Annotated in this window: 26 protein-coding genes; 1 reads left to right on the forward strand and 25 read right to left on the reverse strand. The window is 38.6% G+C overall.

Annotated features, from left to right (window positions below; genetic code table 11):
* Positions 1–3: 3 nt before the first annotated feature.
* The 25 genes from secY to pplA form a co-directional block, all read right to left on the reverse strand.
* A complete protein-coding gene (gene secY, locus G6Q10_RS08695; RefSeq protein WP_163655149.1) occupies positions 4–1,299 on the reverse strand; it encodes a preprotein translocase subunit SecY in 1,296 nt (431 codons plus the stop codon).
* On the reverse strand, positions 1,299–1,739 hold the full coding sequence (gene rplO, locus G6Q10_RS08700) for a 50S ribosomal protein L15 (RefSeq protein WP_163655151.1): 441 nt from the start codon (positions 1,737–1,739) through the stop codon (positions 1,299–1,301). Before rplO ends, secY begins: the two co-directional genes overlap by 1 nt.
* A gap of 51 nt (positions 1,740–1,790) precedes the next feature.
* The gene (rpmD, locus tag G6Q10_RS08705) at positions 1,791–1,970 is read right to left on the reverse strand and encodes a 50S ribosomal protein L30 (RefSeq protein ID WP_163655153.1); all 180 of its coding nucleotides are present in this window, start codon (positions 1,968–1,970) and stop codon (positions 1,791–1,793) included.
* Between the two features lie 16 nt (positions 1,971–1,986).
* Positions 1,987–2,490 (reverse strand): 30S ribosomal protein S5, encoded by a 504-nt coding sequence (gene rpsE, locus G6Q10_RS08710; RefSeq protein ID WP_163655155.1) that lies wholly within the window; start codon positions 2,488–2,490, stop codon positions 1,987–1,989.
* 23 nt (positions 2,491–2,513) lie between these two features.
* Complete coding sequence (rplR, locus tag G6Q10_RS08715; RefSeq protein ID WP_163655158.1) at positions 2,514–2,873, reverse strand: 50S ribosomal protein L18; 360 nt, start codon at positions 2,871–2,873, stop codon at positions 2,514–2,516.
* A 37-nt stretch (positions 2,874–2,910) separates the two neighbouring features.
* Positions 2,911–3,447, reverse strand: a complete 537-nt coding sequence (gene rplF / locus G6Q10_RS08720; protein ID WP_163655160.1) for a 50S ribosomal protein L6 — start codon at positions 3,445–3,447, stop codon at positions 2,911–2,913.
* 30 nt (positions 3,448–3,477) lie between these two features.
* Positions 3,478–3,876: a 30S ribosomal protein S8 gene (gene rpsH, locus G6Q10_RS08725; protein WP_163655161.1), complete on the reverse strand. Its 399-nt coding sequence runs from the start codon at positions 3,874–3,876 to the stop codon at positions 3,478–3,480.
* A 29-nt stretch (positions 3,877–3,905) separates the two neighbouring features.
* Complete coding sequence (locus G6Q10_RS08730; RefSeq protein ID WP_099222915.1) at positions 3,906–4,091, reverse strand: type Z 30S ribosomal protein S14; 186 nt, start codon at positions 4,089–4,091, stop codon at positions 3,906–3,908.
* A gap of 29 nt (positions 4,092–4,120) precedes the next feature.
* The gene (rplE, locus tag G6Q10_RS08735) at positions 4,121–4,660 is read right to left on the reverse strand and encodes a 50S ribosomal protein L5 (protein ID WP_163655163.1); all 540 of its coding nucleotides are present in this window, start codon (positions 4,658–4,660) and stop codon (positions 4,121–4,123) included.
* A 28-nt stretch (positions 4,661–4,688) separates the two neighbouring features.
* On the reverse strand, positions 4,689–5,000 hold the full coding sequence (gene rplX, locus G6Q10_RS08740; protein ID WP_163655165.1) for a 50S ribosomal protein L24: 312 nt from the start codon (positions 4,998–5,000) through the stop codon (positions 4,689–4,691).
* A 34-nt stretch (positions 5,001–5,034) separates the two neighbouring features.
* Positions 5,035–5,403, reverse strand: coding sequence for a 50S ribosomal protein L14 (gene rplN, locus G6Q10_RS08745; RefSeq protein ID WP_163655167.1), 369 nt, complete (start codon positions 5,401–5,403; stop codon positions 5,035–5,037).
* A gap of 65 nt (positions 5,404–5,468) precedes the next feature.
* On the reverse strand, positions 5,469–5,732 hold the full coding sequence (gene rpsQ, locus G6Q10_RS08750; protein ID WP_163655169.1) for a 30S ribosomal protein S17: 264 nt from the start codon (positions 5,730–5,732) through the stop codon (positions 5,469–5,471).
* A 29-nt stretch (positions 5,733–5,761) separates the two neighbouring features.
* Entirely contained in the window at positions 5,762–5,953 is a 192-nt protein-coding gene (gene rpmC, locus G6Q10_RS08755; protein WP_163655171.1) for a 50S ribosomal protein L29, read from the reverse strand.
* Positions 5,943–6,377, reverse strand: a complete 435-nt coding sequence (rplP, locus tag G6Q10_RS08760; protein WP_163655173.1) for a 50S ribosomal protein L16 — start codon at positions 6,375–6,377, stop codon at positions 5,943–5,945. Before rplP ends, rpmC begins: the two co-directional genes overlap by 11 nt.
* A gap of 2 nt (positions 6,378–6,379) precedes the next feature.
* A complete protein-coding gene (rpsC, locus tag G6Q10_RS08765; protein ID WP_163655175.1) occupies positions 6,380–7,036 on the reverse strand; it encodes a 30S ribosomal protein S3 in 657 nt (218 codons plus the stop codon).
* Between the two features lie 2 nt (positions 7,037–7,038).
* On the reverse strand, positions 7,039–7,395 hold the full coding sequence (rplV, locus tag G6Q10_RS08770; protein ID WP_163655177.1) for a 50S ribosomal protein L22: 357 nt from the start codon (positions 7,393–7,395) through the stop codon (positions 7,039–7,041).
* Between the two features lie 21 nt (positions 7,396–7,416).
* Positions 7,417–7,695, reverse strand: a complete 279-nt coding sequence (gene rpsS, locus G6Q10_RS08775; RefSeq protein WP_163655179.1) for a 30S ribosomal protein S19 — start codon at positions 7,693–7,695, stop codon at positions 7,417–7,419.
* A gap of 89 nt (positions 7,696–7,784) precedes the next feature.
* Positions 7,785–8,618, reverse strand: a complete 834-nt coding sequence (gene rplB / locus G6Q10_RS08780) for a 50S ribosomal protein L2 (RefSeq protein WP_163655181.1) — start codon at positions 8,616–8,618, stop codon at positions 7,785–7,787.
* Positions 8,619–8,661: 43 nt separating this feature from the next.
* The gene (gene rplW, locus G6Q10_RS08785; protein ID WP_163655183.1) at positions 8,662–8,946 is read right to left on the reverse strand and encodes a 50S ribosomal protein L23; all 285 of its coding nucleotides are present in this window, start codon (positions 8,944–8,946) and stop codon (positions 8,662–8,664) included.
* The gene (rplD, locus tag G6Q10_RS08790; protein WP_163655185.1) at positions 8,946–9,569 is read right to left on the reverse strand and encodes a 50S ribosomal protein L4; all 624 of its coding nucleotides are present in this window, start codon (positions 9,567–9,569) and stop codon (positions 8,946–8,948) included. The genes rplW and rplD overlap by 1 nt, the downstream gene beginning before the upstream one ends.
* A 25-nt stretch (positions 9,570–9,594) precedes the next feature.
* A complete protein-coding gene (gene rplC / locus G6Q10_RS08795; RefSeq protein WP_163655187.1) occupies positions 9,595–10,224 on the reverse strand; it encodes a 50S ribosomal protein L3 in 630 nt (209 codons plus the stop codon).
* Positions 10,225–10,263: 39 nt separating this feature from the next.
* Positions 10,264–10,572: a 30S ribosomal protein S10 gene (gene rpsJ / locus G6Q10_RS08800; protein WP_025729837.1), complete on the reverse strand. Its 309-nt coding sequence runs from the start codon at positions 10,570–10,572 to the stop codon at positions 10,264–10,266.
* Between the two features lie 234 nt (positions 10,573–10,806).
* The gene (locus tag G6Q10_RS08805; RefSeq protein ID WP_163655189.1) at positions 10,807–11,607 is read right to left on the reverse strand and encodes an energy-coupling factor transporter transmembrane component T family protein; all 801 of its coding nucleotides are present in this window, start codon (positions 11,605–11,607) and stop codon (positions 10,807–10,809) included.
* Positions 11,608–11,625: 18 nt separating this feature from the next.
* Positions 11,626–12,582 carry a 1,4-dihydroxy-2-naphthoate polyprenyltransferase gene (gene menA / locus G6Q10_RS08810; protein WP_163655191.1) on the reverse strand — a complete coding sequence of 319 codons (957 nt, stop codon included), beginning with the start codon at positions 12,580–12,582 and terminating at the stop codon, positions 11,626–11,628.
* 296 nt (positions 12,583–12,878) lie between these two features.
* Positions 12,879–13,778, reverse strand: a complete 900-nt coding sequence (pplA, locus tag G6Q10_RS08815; protein WP_163655193.1) for an extracellular electron transfer flavoprotein PplA — start codon at positions 13,776–13,778, stop codon at positions 12,879–12,881.
* A 370-nt stretch (positions 13,779–14,148) separates the two neighbouring features.
* Between pplA and G6Q10_RS08820 the strand changes: the two genes are divergently transcribed.
* Positions 14,149–16,038 carry an FAD-dependent oxidoreductase gene (locus tag G6Q10_RS08820; RefSeq protein WP_163655194.1) on the forward strand — a complete coding sequence of 630 codons (1,890 nt, stop codon included), beginning with the start codon at positions 14,149–14,151 and terminating at the stop codon, positions 16,036–16,038.
* Positions 16,039–16,131: the final 93 nt, after the last annotated feature.

Here is a 16,131-nt window from a genome sequence, read left to right on the forward strand (position 1 = left end):
GTGTTATTTGATGAATCCTCGATAATTTCGTTTTACCAGTTGTCCTTCGAGCTGTTTCGTTGTATCAAGTGCTACACCGATAACAATCAGAAGACTTGTACCACCGATTGCGAGCGTTTGTGGCAAGTTAAATGCTGTAGCTCCAATTGTTGGTACAACAGCAACTGCTGCTAAGAAAATCGCGCCAACAAAAGTCAAGCGGTAAAGAACCGAAGTAAGATAAGCTTGAGTTTCTCTTCCTGGGCGTTTACTTGGAATATAACCGCCTTGTTTCTTCAAGTTATCAGCCACTTTTTCAGGGTTAACTTGAATAAACGCGTAGAAATACGTAAATGCGATAATTAAAACAACATATAAAACCATGCCGATTGGTTTTGTATAGTTAAAAACATTTTTCAAAACAGATACGATTTGGTTGTCTGTTTGAAGAAAACCTAGAATCGTTTGTGGCGTAATAATAAATGCACTTGCAAAAATGACAGGAATAACACCTGCTGAATTTAATTTAAGCGGCAAGTGAGTGGCTTGTGCACCGCCTTGCTTATTATCAGCTACACGCTTTGAATATTGAATTGGTATTTTGCGCAGTGCTTGCTGGAAGTAAATCACGACAACAACGATTAATAGTGCCGCTAAAGCAATACCTGCTAATACCAAGATGTGAAGAAATAGTTGATCTCCAGCACCTTCAACTTGCTGAACGTAAACTTGACGAATACCATCAGGAATACGAGCAACAATACCAGCAAAGATAATGATAGAAACACCATTACCAACACCTTTTACAGTGATTTGTTCACCTAACCACATTAAGAACATTGTTCCAGTAGTCAGTACAATAGCAATAAGAATGTATTGGAAGATAGAAGGATTAGTCAGCAGTGTTGAACCTGAAATTCGGTTAAAGCCAACTGCCATACCAAAAGCTTCAATAAGTCCTAAAATGATCGTTAAATAACGTGTTAATTGGTTGAGTTTTTTACGACCCATTTCACCTTGCTTCGACCATTCAGTTAACTTAGGGACAACATCCATTTGTAGCAATTGAACAATGATTGAAGCTGTGATATAAGGCATAACCCCCATCGCTATAACGGAAAAGTTTTTAAGTGCTCCACCGTTAAACGTGTTAAGGAAGCCAAAAATCCCACCTTGCATTGTTTGTTGTAGTGCTGATACATTTACTCCTGGCACTGGAATAAATGTTGCCACACGGAAAATGATCAACATAGCCAGTGTAAATAAGATCTTTTTCCGAATATCAGCGACCTTAAAAAAGTTTACTAACGTTTGAAACATTAGACCACCTCAGCTTTTCCGCCAGCAGCTTCGATAGCTTCTTTAGCAGCTGCAGAAAATTTATTTGCTTTCACTGTAATTTTCTTTTCAAGTGATCCAGTTGATAAAACTTTGATCCCAGACTTAGCATTGCTAACAATCCCAGCCTCAATTAATAATTCTGGGGTTACTTCTGTGCCATTTTCAAAACGGTTTAAAACATCAAGATTTACGATTGCAAATTCTTTACGGTTGATGTTTGTAAATCCGCGTTTAGGTAAACGACGGAAAAGTGGTAATTGCCCACCCTCAAAACCTGGACGCACGCCACCGCCAGAACGCGCTTTTTGTCCTTTATGTCCACGTCCAGCAGTCTTTCCGTTACCAGAGCCTGTACCACGACCAACACGATTACGCTCTTTACGAGAACCTTCTGAAGGTTTAAGTTCGTGTAGTTTCATGTCAAGCACCTCCTCCTATATTCAAATTCATTTCACTAATTCTTTTAAAGCTTAAACTTCTTTAACGTCCAAAAGATGGCTAACTTGATTTACCATCCCACGAATTGCAGGATTATCTTCTTTTACAACAACAGAATTTGTTTTGCCAAGGCCAAGTGCTTTGACTGTTTTTCGTTGTGTTTCGGGACGACCGATTAAGCTGCGTTTTAGAGTGATTTCTAATTTCGCCATAATGATAATTCCCTCCTTATCCTAGCAATTCTTCAACTGATTTGCCGCGAAGTTTTGCAACGTCTTCTGCTTTTTTAAGTTGTTTAATTCCATCAATTGTAGCGCGAACCATGTTAATCGGTGTATTTGAGCCAAGTGATTTAGAAGAAACATCTGCCACACCAGCAAGCTCAAGGACTGCACGTACTGGACCACCAGCAGTTACTCCAGAACCGGCACTTGCAGGTTTAAGTAGAATATTTCCACCACCAAAACGTCCTACAACTCTATGCGGGATCGTTGTACCTACAGTTGGTACAAATACCATGTTTTTCTTAGCATCGTCAACAGCCTTGCGGATCGCATCTGGAACTTCTTGTGCTTTCCCAGTACCGAAACCTACATGGCCATTTCTATCTCCAACAACAACAAGTGCTGTGAAGCGGAAACGACGACCACCTTTAACAACTTTTGCAACACGGTTAATTGTAACAACGCGCTCTTCTAATTCTAATTTGTTTCCATCAATAATTTCAGGCATGTAATTTTTCCCTCCTTCTCGATTTAGAATTGTAATCCGTTTTCGCGAGCAGCTTCAGCAAGAGCTTTTACGCGGCCATGATAAAGATATCCACCACGGTCAAATACGACAGTAGTAATGCCTTTTTCAGAAGCTCGTTTCGCAACTAATGCTCCAACCTTACTTGCAGCGTCAACTTTGGATTCAGCTGAACTGAAGTCTTTATCTAGATTCGACGCACTAACTAGTGTAACGCCGTTTACATCATCAATGATTTGTGCGTAAATATGTTTATTTGAACGATAAACATTTAAACGTGGACGGCTTTCTGTTCCATCGATTTTAGAACGAACACGTGCATGTCTTTTTTTACGAACTTTATTTTTGTCGATTTTAGTAATCACACGACTCACCTCTTCTCTCTAAATAGCCTATGCGGCATTATTTACCAGTTTTACCTTCTTTGCGTCGTACATGTTCACCTTGGTAACGAATTCCTTTACCTTTATATGGTTCAGGTGGACGCACAGCGCGAATGTTTGCAGCTAGTTCTCCAACGTGCTCTTTATTGAAACCTTTGACAATCACTTGTGTGTTTGCTGGAACTTCAATTTCAACACCTTGTGGAGCAACAAATTCTACTGGATGAGAGTATCCAACGTTAAGAACAAGTTTTTGACCTTGTTTTTGTGCACGATAACCTACACCGACAAGTTCAAGTGTTTTTTCATACCCTTCAGAAACACCAACAACCATGTTATTTAAGACCGCACGAGTTGTTCCATGAAGAGCACGATGAGTTTTATGTTCAGATGGACGAGTAATGTTAATTACATCGCCTTCAATGTTAATTTTAATATCAGGATTGAACTCTCTAACAAGTTCTCCTTTAGGACCTTTAACAGTTACTTGAGTTCCATTAAGCGTAACAGTTACACCTGCTGGAATAGTAATAGGTTTATTACCTATACGGGACATTTAGCGCACCTCCTTGTATTTTACTTTTCTTTACCAAACGTAAGCTAATACTTCTCCGCCGACTTGTTTCGCGCGAGCCTCGTTATCAGTTAAAAGACCTTGAGAAGTAGAAACGATTGCAATGCCTAAGCCATTAAGTACTTTAGGCACCTCACTTGATTTTGCGTATACACGTAACCCAGGTTTACTAATACGTTTCAAACCAGTGATTACACGCTCACCACTTGGACTGTATTTCAAGAAAACACGGATTGTGCCTTGCTTGTTATCTTCAATATACTCAACGTCGCGTACAAAACCTTCACGTTTTAAAATTTCCGCGATTTCTTTTTTGATTTTTGATGCAGGCAGTTCTAATTTATCATGTTTAACCATGTTCGCATTACGGATGCGAGTTAGAAAATCTGCAATTGGATCTGTCATCACCATGTGTATATCCTCCTTCCTTAAACTTTATCTTACCAGCTTGCTTTTTTCACGCCGGGAATTTGACCTTTATAGGCAAGTTCACGGAAACAAATACGGCATAATTTGAATTTGCGAATAACGGAATGCGGACGACCACAACGTTCACAACGTGTGTAGCCTTGCACAGCGTATTTAGGTTCACGCTTTTGTTTAGCGATCATTGATTTTTTAGCCACGTCTTCGCCTCCCTACTTATTTTTAATGATTACTTTTGAAATGGCATTCCAGCTTGAGTTAATAACTCACGGGATTCTTCATCAGTTTTTGCAGTAGTAACGATAACAACGTCCATACCACGAACTTTTGTTACATCATCGTAATCAATTTCAGGATAAATTAATTGTTCTTTTACACCTAATGTGTAGTTTCCACGGCCATCGAAAGCTTTTTTCGAAACCCCACGGAAATCACGTACACGTGGAAGTGAAACATTGATTAATTTATCTAAGAAATCATACATGCGCTCACCGCGAAGTGTTACTTTAGCGCCGATTGGCATTCCTTCACGCAGACGGAAGCCAGCGATAGAATTTTTCGCTTTAGTGATAACAGGTTTTTGACCAGTAATTGAAGAAAGCTCCTCAACTGTACTGTCTAAAACTTTAGCATTTGCTACAGCATCACCCACACCAACGTTGATTACGATTTTTTCGATTTTTGGTACCTCCATTACGGAGCGATAATTAAATTTTTCCATCATAGCAGGAGTAATTTCCTTAAGATAGCGTTCTTTAAGGCGATTCATGTAATGTTGCCTCCTTCCTTAAATTCTTTTATTTATCTATTGCTTCACCGGATTTTTTAGCAATGCGGACTTTTTTGTCGCCTCTTACTTCATAACCTACACGGGTAGGTTCACCGGATTTAGGATCAATAAGCATTACGTTAGAAACGTGAATTGGTGCTTCAACATTTAAAATCCCACCTTGTGGATTGATGTTAGAAGGTTTGGTATGTTTTTTCACCATATTGATACCTTCAACAATTACACGGTCTTTTTTAGGAAACGCAGCAAGTACTTTGCCTGATTTTCCTTTGTCTTTACCAGTAATAACTTGTACTTTATCACCTTTTTTGACATGCATTAGTCTAGCACCTCCTTGATTTTGTTGCTTGGTTTTATAGTACTTCTGGAGCTAAAGATACGATCTTCATAAAGTTATTTTCACGAAGTTCACGAGCAACAGGTCCAAAAATACGTGTTCCACGAGGACCTTTATCATCACGGATAATGACACAGGCATTTTCGTCAAATTTGATGTAAGAACCATCTCCACGGCGTGCGCCACTCTTAGTACGAACGATTACTGCTTTGACAACTTCGCCTTTTTTGACAACGCCACCTGGTGTTGCTTGTTTGACAGTACAAACGATAACGTCACCAATGTTTGCAGTTTTGCGCCCTGATCCACCTAGCACCTTAATGGTTAGTACTTCACGCGCGCCAGAGTTATCAGCCACTTTTAAACGACTTTCTTGTTGAATCATTAGGACACCCTCCTTCCAAAAATTACGGGTAAAAAATTATGAACAAAACTTCTTAATTTACTAGTTTAAATAATAACTGCTTCTTCAACGATTTCTAATAAACGGAAATGTTTAGTTGCAGAAAGTGGGCGAGTTTCCATAATGCGGACGATATCGCCAGTTTTTGCAGTGTTATTTTCATCATGCGCTTTGAATTTTTTTGAGTATTTTACGCGTTTTCCGTATAAGCCATGTTTTTTGTATGTTTCAACTACTACCGTGATTGTTTTGTCCATTTTGTCAGACACAACACGACCAGTATAAACTTTACGCTGATTACGTTCAGTCATACATTAAAACCTCCTTATCAATTTTCTTTTTAAGCAAGTTCTCTTTCTTTAACAATTGTTTTCATGCGGGCAATTGCTTTACGCACTTCACGAATACGAGCTGTATTTTCCAACTGTCCTGTAGCTAACTGAAAGCGTAAGTTAAAAAGCTCTTCTTTTAGCGTTTTTTCTTGATCTTTAATTTCGGTAGTGGATAATTCACGGATATCCTTAGCTTTCATTTGCTTCACCACCAATTTCTTCACGTTTTACGATCTTTGTTTTGACCGGCAGTTTGTGTGCTGCAAGGCGTAGTGCTTCACGCGCTACTTCTTCAGGAACACCTGCAATTTCAAACATAATTTTGCCGCGTTTTACCGGGCTTACCCATCCTTCTGGAGCACCTTTACCTTTACCCATCCGAACCCCGATTGGTTTAGAAGTGTAAGATTTATGAGGGAAAATTTTAATCCAAACTTTACCGCCACGTTTCATATAACGAGTCATCGCGATACGAGCAGCTTCAATCTGGCGGTTTGTGATCCATGAAGCTTCAATAGCTTGTAAACCATATTCACCAAATGCAACTTCTGTTCCGCCTTTAGCACGTCCACGCATATTGCCGCGGAATTCACGACGGTATTTTACACGTTTTGGAACTAACATTATTATTTTCCTCCTTCCACATTGTTTTTCTTAGCAGGAAGGACTTCACCACGATAAAGCCAAACTTTAACGCCCAATTTACCGTAAGTTGTATCTGCTTCTACATGTGCATAATCAATATCTGCACGTAAAGTATGAAGCGGTACAGTTCCTTCACTATAATGTTCAGCACGAGCGATATCAGCTCCGCCTAATCGACCCGATACTTGTGTTTTAATTCCTTTAGCGCCAGCACGCATTGTACGTTGAATTGCTTGTTTTTGTGCACGACGGAAAGATACACGATTTTCTAATTGACGTGCAATGTTTTCACCAACAAGTTTTGCATCAAGATCTGGACGTTTGATTTCAACAATATTGATGTGAACACGTTTTTGAGTTAAATCGTTTAGGTTTTTACGAAGTGCTTCTACTTCAGAACCACCTTTACCGATAACCATTCCAGGTTTAGCAGTATGAATAGTAATATTTACACGATTAGCGGCACGTTCAATTTCCACACGAGAAACAGAAGCATCAGCTAAACGTTTTTCAATGTAATCACGAATACGCAAATCTTCATGTAAGAAGTTAGCATAATCTTTTTTAGCGTACCATTTGGAATCCCAATCACGGATGACGCCGATACGGAAACCTATAGGATTTACTTTTTGACCCAATGTTATCCCTCCTTATTCTCAGTTACCACAACTGTGATGTGGCTAGTACGTTTATTAATTGCACTTGCACGACCTTGTGCACGTGGGCGGAAGCGTTTCAAAGTTGGACCTTCGTCAACGAAAGCTTCAGAAATCAGTAAGTTATTAATGTCTAAATCATAGTTATGCTCAGCATTTGCCATAGCAGATTTTAAAACTTTTTCAATGATTGGGGAAGCCGCTTTTGGAGTATACTTCAAAATAGCGATAGCTTCGCCTACTTGCTTGCCTCGGATTAAATCAATAACGATTCTCGCTTTACGAGGAGCAATACGAACCGTTTTGGCAACGGCTTTAGCGCTTGTTATTTCATTTGCCATTAGGATTATCCTCCTCTCGAATTATCGTTTAGTTTTTTTATCGTCGCCCGCATGACCACGGTACGTACGAGTTGGTGCGAATTCACCTAATTTATGACCTACCATGTCTTCTTGAACATAGACAGGAACGTGTTTACGTCCATCATATACAGCAATTGTTAATCCCACAAAGTTAGGGAAAATTGTAGAACGACGAGACCAGGTTTTGATTACTTGTTTTTTCTCGCTGCCACTAGCAACTTCTACTTTTTTCATTAAGTGGTCATCGACAAAAGGTCCTTTTTTTAAACTACGACCCATGACGGAACCTCCTTTCGTATAGTCAGGAAGCTCAGAGAACTCTCTGTGCTGTCCTGCTACCAAAAAATAAATTTAAGCTTGCTCGATAATTATTTACCTTTACGACGACGTACGATAAATTTATCGGAGTTATTGTTTTTCTTACGCGTTTTGTAACCAAGTGTTGGTTTGCCCCAAGGAGACATTGGAGATTTACGTCCGATTGGTGCTTTACCTTCACCACCACCGTGCGGGTGATCATTCGGGTTCATAACAGATCCGCGGACAGTTGGGCGTTTGCCTAACCAGCGAGAACGACCTGCTTTACCAATATTAATAAGTTCGTGTTGTTCGTTACCAACTTGACCGATTGTAGCACGGCAAGTAGCTAAGATCATGCGAACTTCGCCAGAGTTAAGACGAATAAGGACATATTTTCCTTCTTTACCAAGAACTTGAGCACTTGTACCAGCTGAACGAACTAATTGTCCGCCTTTTCCTGGTTTAAGTTCGATATTGTGAATAACAGTACCCACTGGAATATCTTTAAGTTCTAGTGCATTACCAACTTTGATGTCGGCTTCTGCTCCAGAATGAATGGTTTGGCCAACTTCTAGGCCTTTAGCTGCGATGATGTAGCGTTTTTCTCCATCAACGTAGTGAATAAGTGCAATATTTGCTGAGCGGTTAGGATCGTATTCAATTGTAGCAACACGACCTGGCACGCCATCTTTATTACGTTTGAAATCAATCACGCGGTATTGACGTTTATGGCCACCGCCGTGATGACGAACAGTTAACTTACCTTGGTTATTACGGCCAGCTTTCTTTTTCAAAGGACGAAGTAAAGATTTTTCTGGGGTACTTGTTGTAATCTCAGCAAAATCAGAACTTGTCATATGACGGCGGCCGTTTGTGGTAGGTTTGTACTTTTTAATCGCCATGTTTTTCCCTCCTCGTTAGATTTTTTTATTCTAAACGTTTGAATTAAACTTCAAAAAATTGGATTTCTTTACTTTCAGCTGTCAACGTAACAATCGCCTTACGACGTTTGTTAGTATAGCCAGCATAACGTCCCATGCGTTTCTTTTTACCTTTGTAGTTCATAATGTTTACTTTAGAAACTTTCACTTCAAAGATTTCTTCGATCGCATATTTTACTTGAGTTTTTGTAGCGCGAGTATCTACTTCAAATGTGTACTTCTTGTCATCAAGAACACTTGTAGATGCTTCAGTTACAACTGGGCGCTTAATGATGTCGCGTGCATCCATTATGCAAGCACCTCCTCTATCTTTTCGGCTGCTGCTTTTGTCACAATTAATTTATTGTAGCGAGCAACTTCTAATACTGAGATACTTTCAGCTGGAATAACTTTAATGCCTTGTAAGTTACGTGCAGATAGCTCTACATTTTCACTTTCACCAGAAACGACGATTAATGCTTTTGTATCTACAGAAATTCCTTTAAGGAAAGCAACAAATTCTTTTGTTTTTGGTGCATTAAATGCTAAGTCTTCAAGCACGATTAGATTCTCTTCTTGTACTTTAGAAGATAAAATAGATTTAATAGCTAAGCGGCGAACTTTCTTTGGTAATTTGTACGCATAAGAACGAGGGGTTGGACCGAATACAGTACCACCACCACGCCATTGCGGGGAACGGATCGAACCTTGACGAGCACGACCTGTACCTTTTTGACGCCATGGTTTACGACCACCACCACGTACTTCAGAACGAGTTTTTACTTTATGAGTTCCTTGACGTAAGGAAGCTCTTTGGCTCAAAATCACTTCTGTCACAACATCTGTATTTGGCTCAATTCCAAAAACAGCATCATTTAAAGTGATTTCGCCTGCTTGTGATCCGTCTTGTTTAAGTAATCTTAGTTTTGGCATTCGTTAGTCCTCCTTTCCAAATAAATTATTTAGCTTTTATAGCAGCTTTAATTTGAACTAATGATTTTTTTGCACCAGGAACATTACCTTTAACTAAAAGTAAGTTCTTTTCTGCATCTACTCTTACAATTTCCAAGTTTTGAATAGTGGTTTGATTTCCACCTGTGCGACCTGGAAGACGCTTATTTTTGAAAACACGGTTAGGTGCTACTGGACCCATTGAACCCGGGCGACGATGGTAACGAGAACCGTGAGCCATTGGGCCGCGCGATTGTCCGTGGCGTTTAATTACACCTTGGAAACCTTTACCTTTCGATACGCCTGTCGCGTCCACGATGTCACTTGCTGTGAATACGTCTACTTTTACTTCTGAACCAATCTCATACTCATCTAAGTTAACATCGCGTAATTCGCGAATGAAGCGCTTAGGAGCAGTATTGGCTTTTGCTACATGACCTTTTTCGGGTTTATTTGCTAAAACTTCGCGTTTATCTTCAAAGCCGATTTGTACAGCTTGATATCCGTCTGTTTCAGTTGTTTTCTTTTGAAGCACGATGTTTTGTCCTGCTTCGATAACTGTTACTGGAATTAATTCTCCATTTTCAGTGAAAACTTGTGTCATCCCTACTTTTCTACCTAAGATTCCTTTGGTCATGAGTCACACCTCCTGTTAATTATAATTTTAAAAAATGATTTATAGTTTGATTTCGATGTCCACGCCACTTGGCAAGTCTAAACGCATCAAGCTATCAACTGTTTGTGGTGTTGGATTAACGATGTCGATTAAACGTTTGTGTGTACGCATTTCGAATTGTTCACGTGAGTCCTTATATTTGTGAACCGCACGTAAGATTGTGTAAACTGACTTCTCAGTTGGAAGCGGAATCGGACCAGATACAGATGCACCAGAACGTTTCGCAGTTTCCACAATTTTTTCAGCAGACTGATCTAAAATACGATGATCATATGCTTTTAAACGAATACGAATTTTTTGTTTTGCCATTATTTTCCCTCCTTCTCGCCTACTTTTAAAATAGACATTCTCCGTGGAAATTACCTGAATACCCGCCATGGCAAAGCGGCCGGGTGTGTCAGCAACCTTCCACTTCATCACATCTAGAGCCCTTAGTATAGAGCGTTTTTTGCAAAATGGGCAGACGGGTGCCCGTCCATTTGCACTTTATCTATTATACACGTGTTTCTCTTCGTTATCAACCAATTTCTCAAAAAAGTTATTTCAAGTAGTTCGAAGCATAACCAACACCATCGTTATTAAAAGAAAAAGCATTAATGTTGCACCATCCAATAAATGCCAATGGAGGATGTGAAACTTTGTCCGCTGATTCCCGCCTTGATAACCACGCGCTTCCATTGCATTTGCCAAATCCTCAGCTCGATTAAATGAGCTGACAAAAAGCGGAATGAAAATTGGAACAACAGATTTCATTTGTTGAAACAAATTTCCTACGCCAAACTCCACGCCTCGCGCTTGTTGTGCTTTCATAATTTTTTCAGTTTCTTCCACCAAAGTAGGAACAAATCGCAAAGCTACAGAAACCATTAAAGCAACATCTTGTACTGGGACGTTGATATATTTAAATGGATAAAGCCAATACTCGATTGCACGCATTAAATCCATCGGTGTTGTCGTAAGCATAACTAGCGTTGACATCATAATAATTAAAATAAAACGAATAAAAATATACGTTCCCTTTATCAACCCAAAAGAAGATACTGCAACCGGTCCCCATGTGAAATAAACTGTACCACCTATTGTAAAAAGAACTTGCATCATTACTGTAAATAAAATCAACCAAATAAGCGGTCTAATCCCCTTCATAAATGCGGTCAGCTTAATTCCTGTAAGCATCATAGTAAACAACGTAAATAAGACTAGCAAAACATTACTAACTAGATTATTCGCTAAAAATAAAATACCAATGAAATAAATACCAGCAAGTAATTTCGTCCGTGCATCAAGTTTATGAATGAGAGACTCTCCTGGCACATAACGTCCAAATATCAACTTATCGATCATTCCACAGCTAGCCTCCTTTTAAAACAGCGAACAGAAAACACTTGCTCCCATCAATAACACCAATGTAGCATTAATTAAAATAAAATTTTTAATACTAATAGCAAATGTCCTTTCTTTTACTTGTTCTCGATTGAACTTTGCTAAATTTTGCATAACAGGATAAACAATCAGTAGCGATAATAACATAATTGGGTGCAAAAAATCAATGACGACAGCGACCACGATTGCTAAAAATGAAGTATAATACAAAATATTAAACAATAAAACAGCCGCTTTTCTTCCTATATAATAGGGAAGTGTATAGCGATGATTCCGGATGTCCTCTTCTAAGTCACAAATATTATTAGCTAACATAATATTGGCTGTTGTAAAAATACATGGTAAAGAAATAATACCAATGCGAATAATCTCAACCACATTCACTCGTAGGAATAGCCATTCCCCTTGCCAAATGAGGTTCGCAATTCCAGCGGCATAAGCATTGACATAGACTGCTAAGAAAAAAATTCCAAACCCCATTGTTACACCAGAAAAAAATTCTCCTAGTGGCATACGCGAAAGTGGCACAGGACCAAAAGTATATAAAATCCCAACACAAAAACAAGCAAACCCAATAAAAAGAACAAGCAAGTCCGTCCGCACCAAAAGCCAGATACCAAGCAAGCTTGCACTGAAAAACATGGTAAAAATAAGTATAATAACTGCTCGCGCCTTCATGTGATATTTACCAATAACATTGCTTGTTTTCCGAAAATCATAGTTATGATTATCTGTTGCTTTCCGGTAATCCATATAGTTATTAATTGCCGTAGTCGTTAAATCAAAAATAAACATCGAACTAAAAAAGATAAGCGTATTCTGCCAATCAAATACCTGGTATTGATAAACGACAAACAATGTCCCAATCATAAAGGGGAAAACACTGGCAATTTTAGTTTGAATTTCTACTAATTTAAGAAAAGTTGAAAAGCTCAATCGTTTTTAACTCCTTTTATTGGTGAATTTTCTTTGATAAAAAACGCAGCGATGGTTAAGAGCCTAGGACATGAACAAAATAAATCCGCGACAAACGCTCGCATTTAAAAAGTTTGCCAGACTTCCGGTTCTTACGTACAATTGTACGCTCTGTTTCCGGCTTCTGGCAAACCTTTTCAATACAAACCGCTTTCGCTCGATTTGTCGTATGCGAAATGTAGAACCTATGCTAATTTTTAAAATCGAATTTCCTTAAAAATAGAGCTGAAAGATTTTTCATGTACAATCCTTTAAAATCATTCAGATTCGACTTTATTATAAACTACAATTTTAGATGTATCACCTTTTTGAGCTGCATTTTTAAGTTGCGCAGCGTAGGTTACAAATTGGGTAGAAGATTCTGTTGCACCAGATACTGTATCTACCTCTCCTGGTTCTTGTTTTTTCTCAAACGATTTGTTAAGGGCTGGGATATATTCTTTAGGGCCAACACCTGTTTTTTCTTTCATATTTTTTTCATAGTCAGCGTCATCTGTTTTCTTTTGGCCATCTTTGTTTACGTAATTATAATCAGATTTAGTAATTTTCCCATCTTTTACTTCCATTGTGAAAACGACGCGGTAATTATGTGCATAATTTTTTTCTTCAAGTGAATATTTGCCATCTTTCATTTTAGCATCATTATTGATTTCAATTGTTGTAGTATCGCCTTTTTGAGCTGCTTGGATTAGTTGATTAGCGTAATTTCTGAATGTATTAGAAGAATGTGTTGCACCAGCAACAACAGCAACTTGGTTAGCCGCTTGTTTTTTCACTAGAGCATCATTCAATTGTTTTAAGTATTCTTTAGGGCCAACGCCTGTTTTTTCTTTCATTGTTTTTTCGTAGTCAGCGTCAGCAGATTTTAATTTGCCATCTTTATCTTTGTAATCGTAGTTTGCTTTTGTAATTTTACCATCTGTTACTTTCATAGACATAAATGCTTTCCAACCATTTTTGTCAGCATTTTGTTCTTCTAACTTGTAAGTGCCATCTGTTAAAGTACCGTCTGTTTTAGTGATTTTATCTGCTGTATTTTTTTGCCTTGTGTTTGTATTTTTCTGGTCTGACGTTGGATTAGTGTTGCCACAAGCTACAAGCAACATGCTTGACGCTACAACAGCAGTTACTCCCATTGCTACTTTTTTTACTTCCATGAAACATCCCCACCTTTTGGCTTATTAAATGCTCGTGATATCACAAACAAACTAACAAAATGATATCACTAATACATACAAATAATATCATCTCGTCCACTTTTTGTCCATAACTCTCTAAATCACAAAATACGATAAATCTTCTGAAAACAACGCCGGAAGAAAATTACTTTATAATACAAAAAAAGTTTTTATTTTGATCATAATTCATTTTTCAATACAAAATAACCTCTTTGTATTTTATTACTATTTATCTTTATAAGGTAGACACACCTACGCTAATCTGTTAAACTATGTTAGTCATAATCATATTTTTACTGTTCTTTCGCATTATTTTTGTGAACAAAATTACAAGGAGTTGAGAAAGCATATGCCTGAAAAAAATATTGTTCTAATAGGAGCAGGATATGCAGGTGTACATGCAGCTAAGAAACTAGCCAAAAAATATAAGAAAGATAAATCTATCCATATTACACTAATCGATCGTCATTCTTATCATACAATGATGACAGAATTACATGAAGTTGCTGGTGGCCGTGTTGAACCGACAGCCATTCAATATGATCTTCGACGTTTATTTAATCGCACAAAAGTCAACCTTGTAACCGATAACGTAACAAACGTAGATCACGACAAAAAAATAGTCACAACAGAACATGGCAGCTATCCTTACGACTACTTAATTCTCGGAATGGGTGGAGAACCAAATGATTTCGGTACGCCAGGTGTAGCAGAAAACGGCTACACACTTTGGTCATGGGAAGATTCTGTCAGACTAAGACATCATATCGAATCGATTGTAACAACAGCAAGTCGCACGCAAGATGTTGCAAAGCGTAAAGCCATGTTAAAATTTGTCATCTGTGGTTCTGGATTTACCGGCATTGAAATGGTCGGGGAACTTTTAGAGTGGAAAGCTCGTTTAGCAAAAGATAATAAGATTGATCCTGATGAAATCGAACTTATTGTAGTAGAAGCTGCACCAACGATTCTTAACATGCTAGATCGCCGTGACGCGGAAAAAGCTGAGAAGTACATGGTTAAAAAAGGCATTAAGATCATGAAAAATGCCGCTATCGTTGAAGTAAAACCTGAAAGTATTGTTCTTAAATCAGGCGAAGAAATTCCAACACATACACTTATTTGGACAGCTGGTGTGCGTGCTAACTCCGATACAAAAGATTACGGTATGGAAACCGCTCGCGCTGGTCGTCTAAAAGTGAATCAATATATGGAAGCTGAAAAGTACGAAAACACATATGTCATTGGTGACCTTGCTTATTTTGAAGAAGCAGAAGGAACACCAACACCACAAATTGTTGAAGCTGCTGAACAAACCGGAATGACTGCTGCTAAAAGCATTATTTCTGAAATTAGTGGTGGAGAAAAAGAAGCTTTCCAAGGTAAATACCATGGGGTTATGGTTTCTATTGGGGCAAAATATGGTGTAGCTCACTTAGGCAATCTTCATTTATCTGGTTGGTTCGCTATTTTTATGAAACATATGGTTAATCTTTACTATTTCTTCGGTATTCATAGTGGGTACTACATGTGGCAATATATTGTTCACGAATTCTTCCATATTAAAGATCAACGCACTATTTTCCGAGGTTGGACATCACGTTACGGTAATGTGATATGGAGCTTACCGCTGCGCATTTATCTTGGCTGGTTCTGGGTTGACGAAGCCCTTGCTAAAATATATGGTGAAGGAACATGGGACAAAGTTAGCATAACAAACTTAAAACCTGTCTTTCAAGGGATTGGAAATGACTCTTGGCTAACTGCAACAACTTCAAAAATGCCATTTGATTGGTTACAAACTGCTGCAAATTCCGGAGCAAGTGAAGCTGCTGGGAAAGCTGCCGGTGAAGCTGCTCAAAACGTTACAACACCTATCCTGCATCATATGCCAGGTTGGTTCGAATGGATCATGAAACTAATTATGCCAAACCAAGGCATGGCTTTATTTATGCAAAAAGTTGTTCCTTTCATTGAGCTTGCCATTGGCCTTGCACTTATCGTTGGCCTTTTTACATGGTTAGCAAGCATTGGTAGCATTGGCTTCCTAGCAATGTTTACATTCAGTGCTATGCTTGGTTGGGATAAATTCTGGGCTTTACCTGCATCCATCGCGATGTTAAATGGTGCTGGACGTGCTTTCGGCTTTGATTATTGGGTTGTTCCTTGGTTCCAAAAACACCTTGGAAACTGGTGGTACGGCAAACCACGCTCGGTTTATCGAGATAGTGGAAAATAATTTTGGAAAAAAAGAAGGAGAGTCTGGGAGATAAATCAATTTATCTCTCATACTCTTCTTTTTAGAAATAAAACTTTAGAGGAGGAAAAAGAT

The sequence above is a fragment of the Listeria sp. PSOL-1 genome, from assembly GCF_902806445.1.
Lineage (GTDB): Bacteria > Bacillota > Bacilli > Lactobacillales > Listeriaceae > Listeria.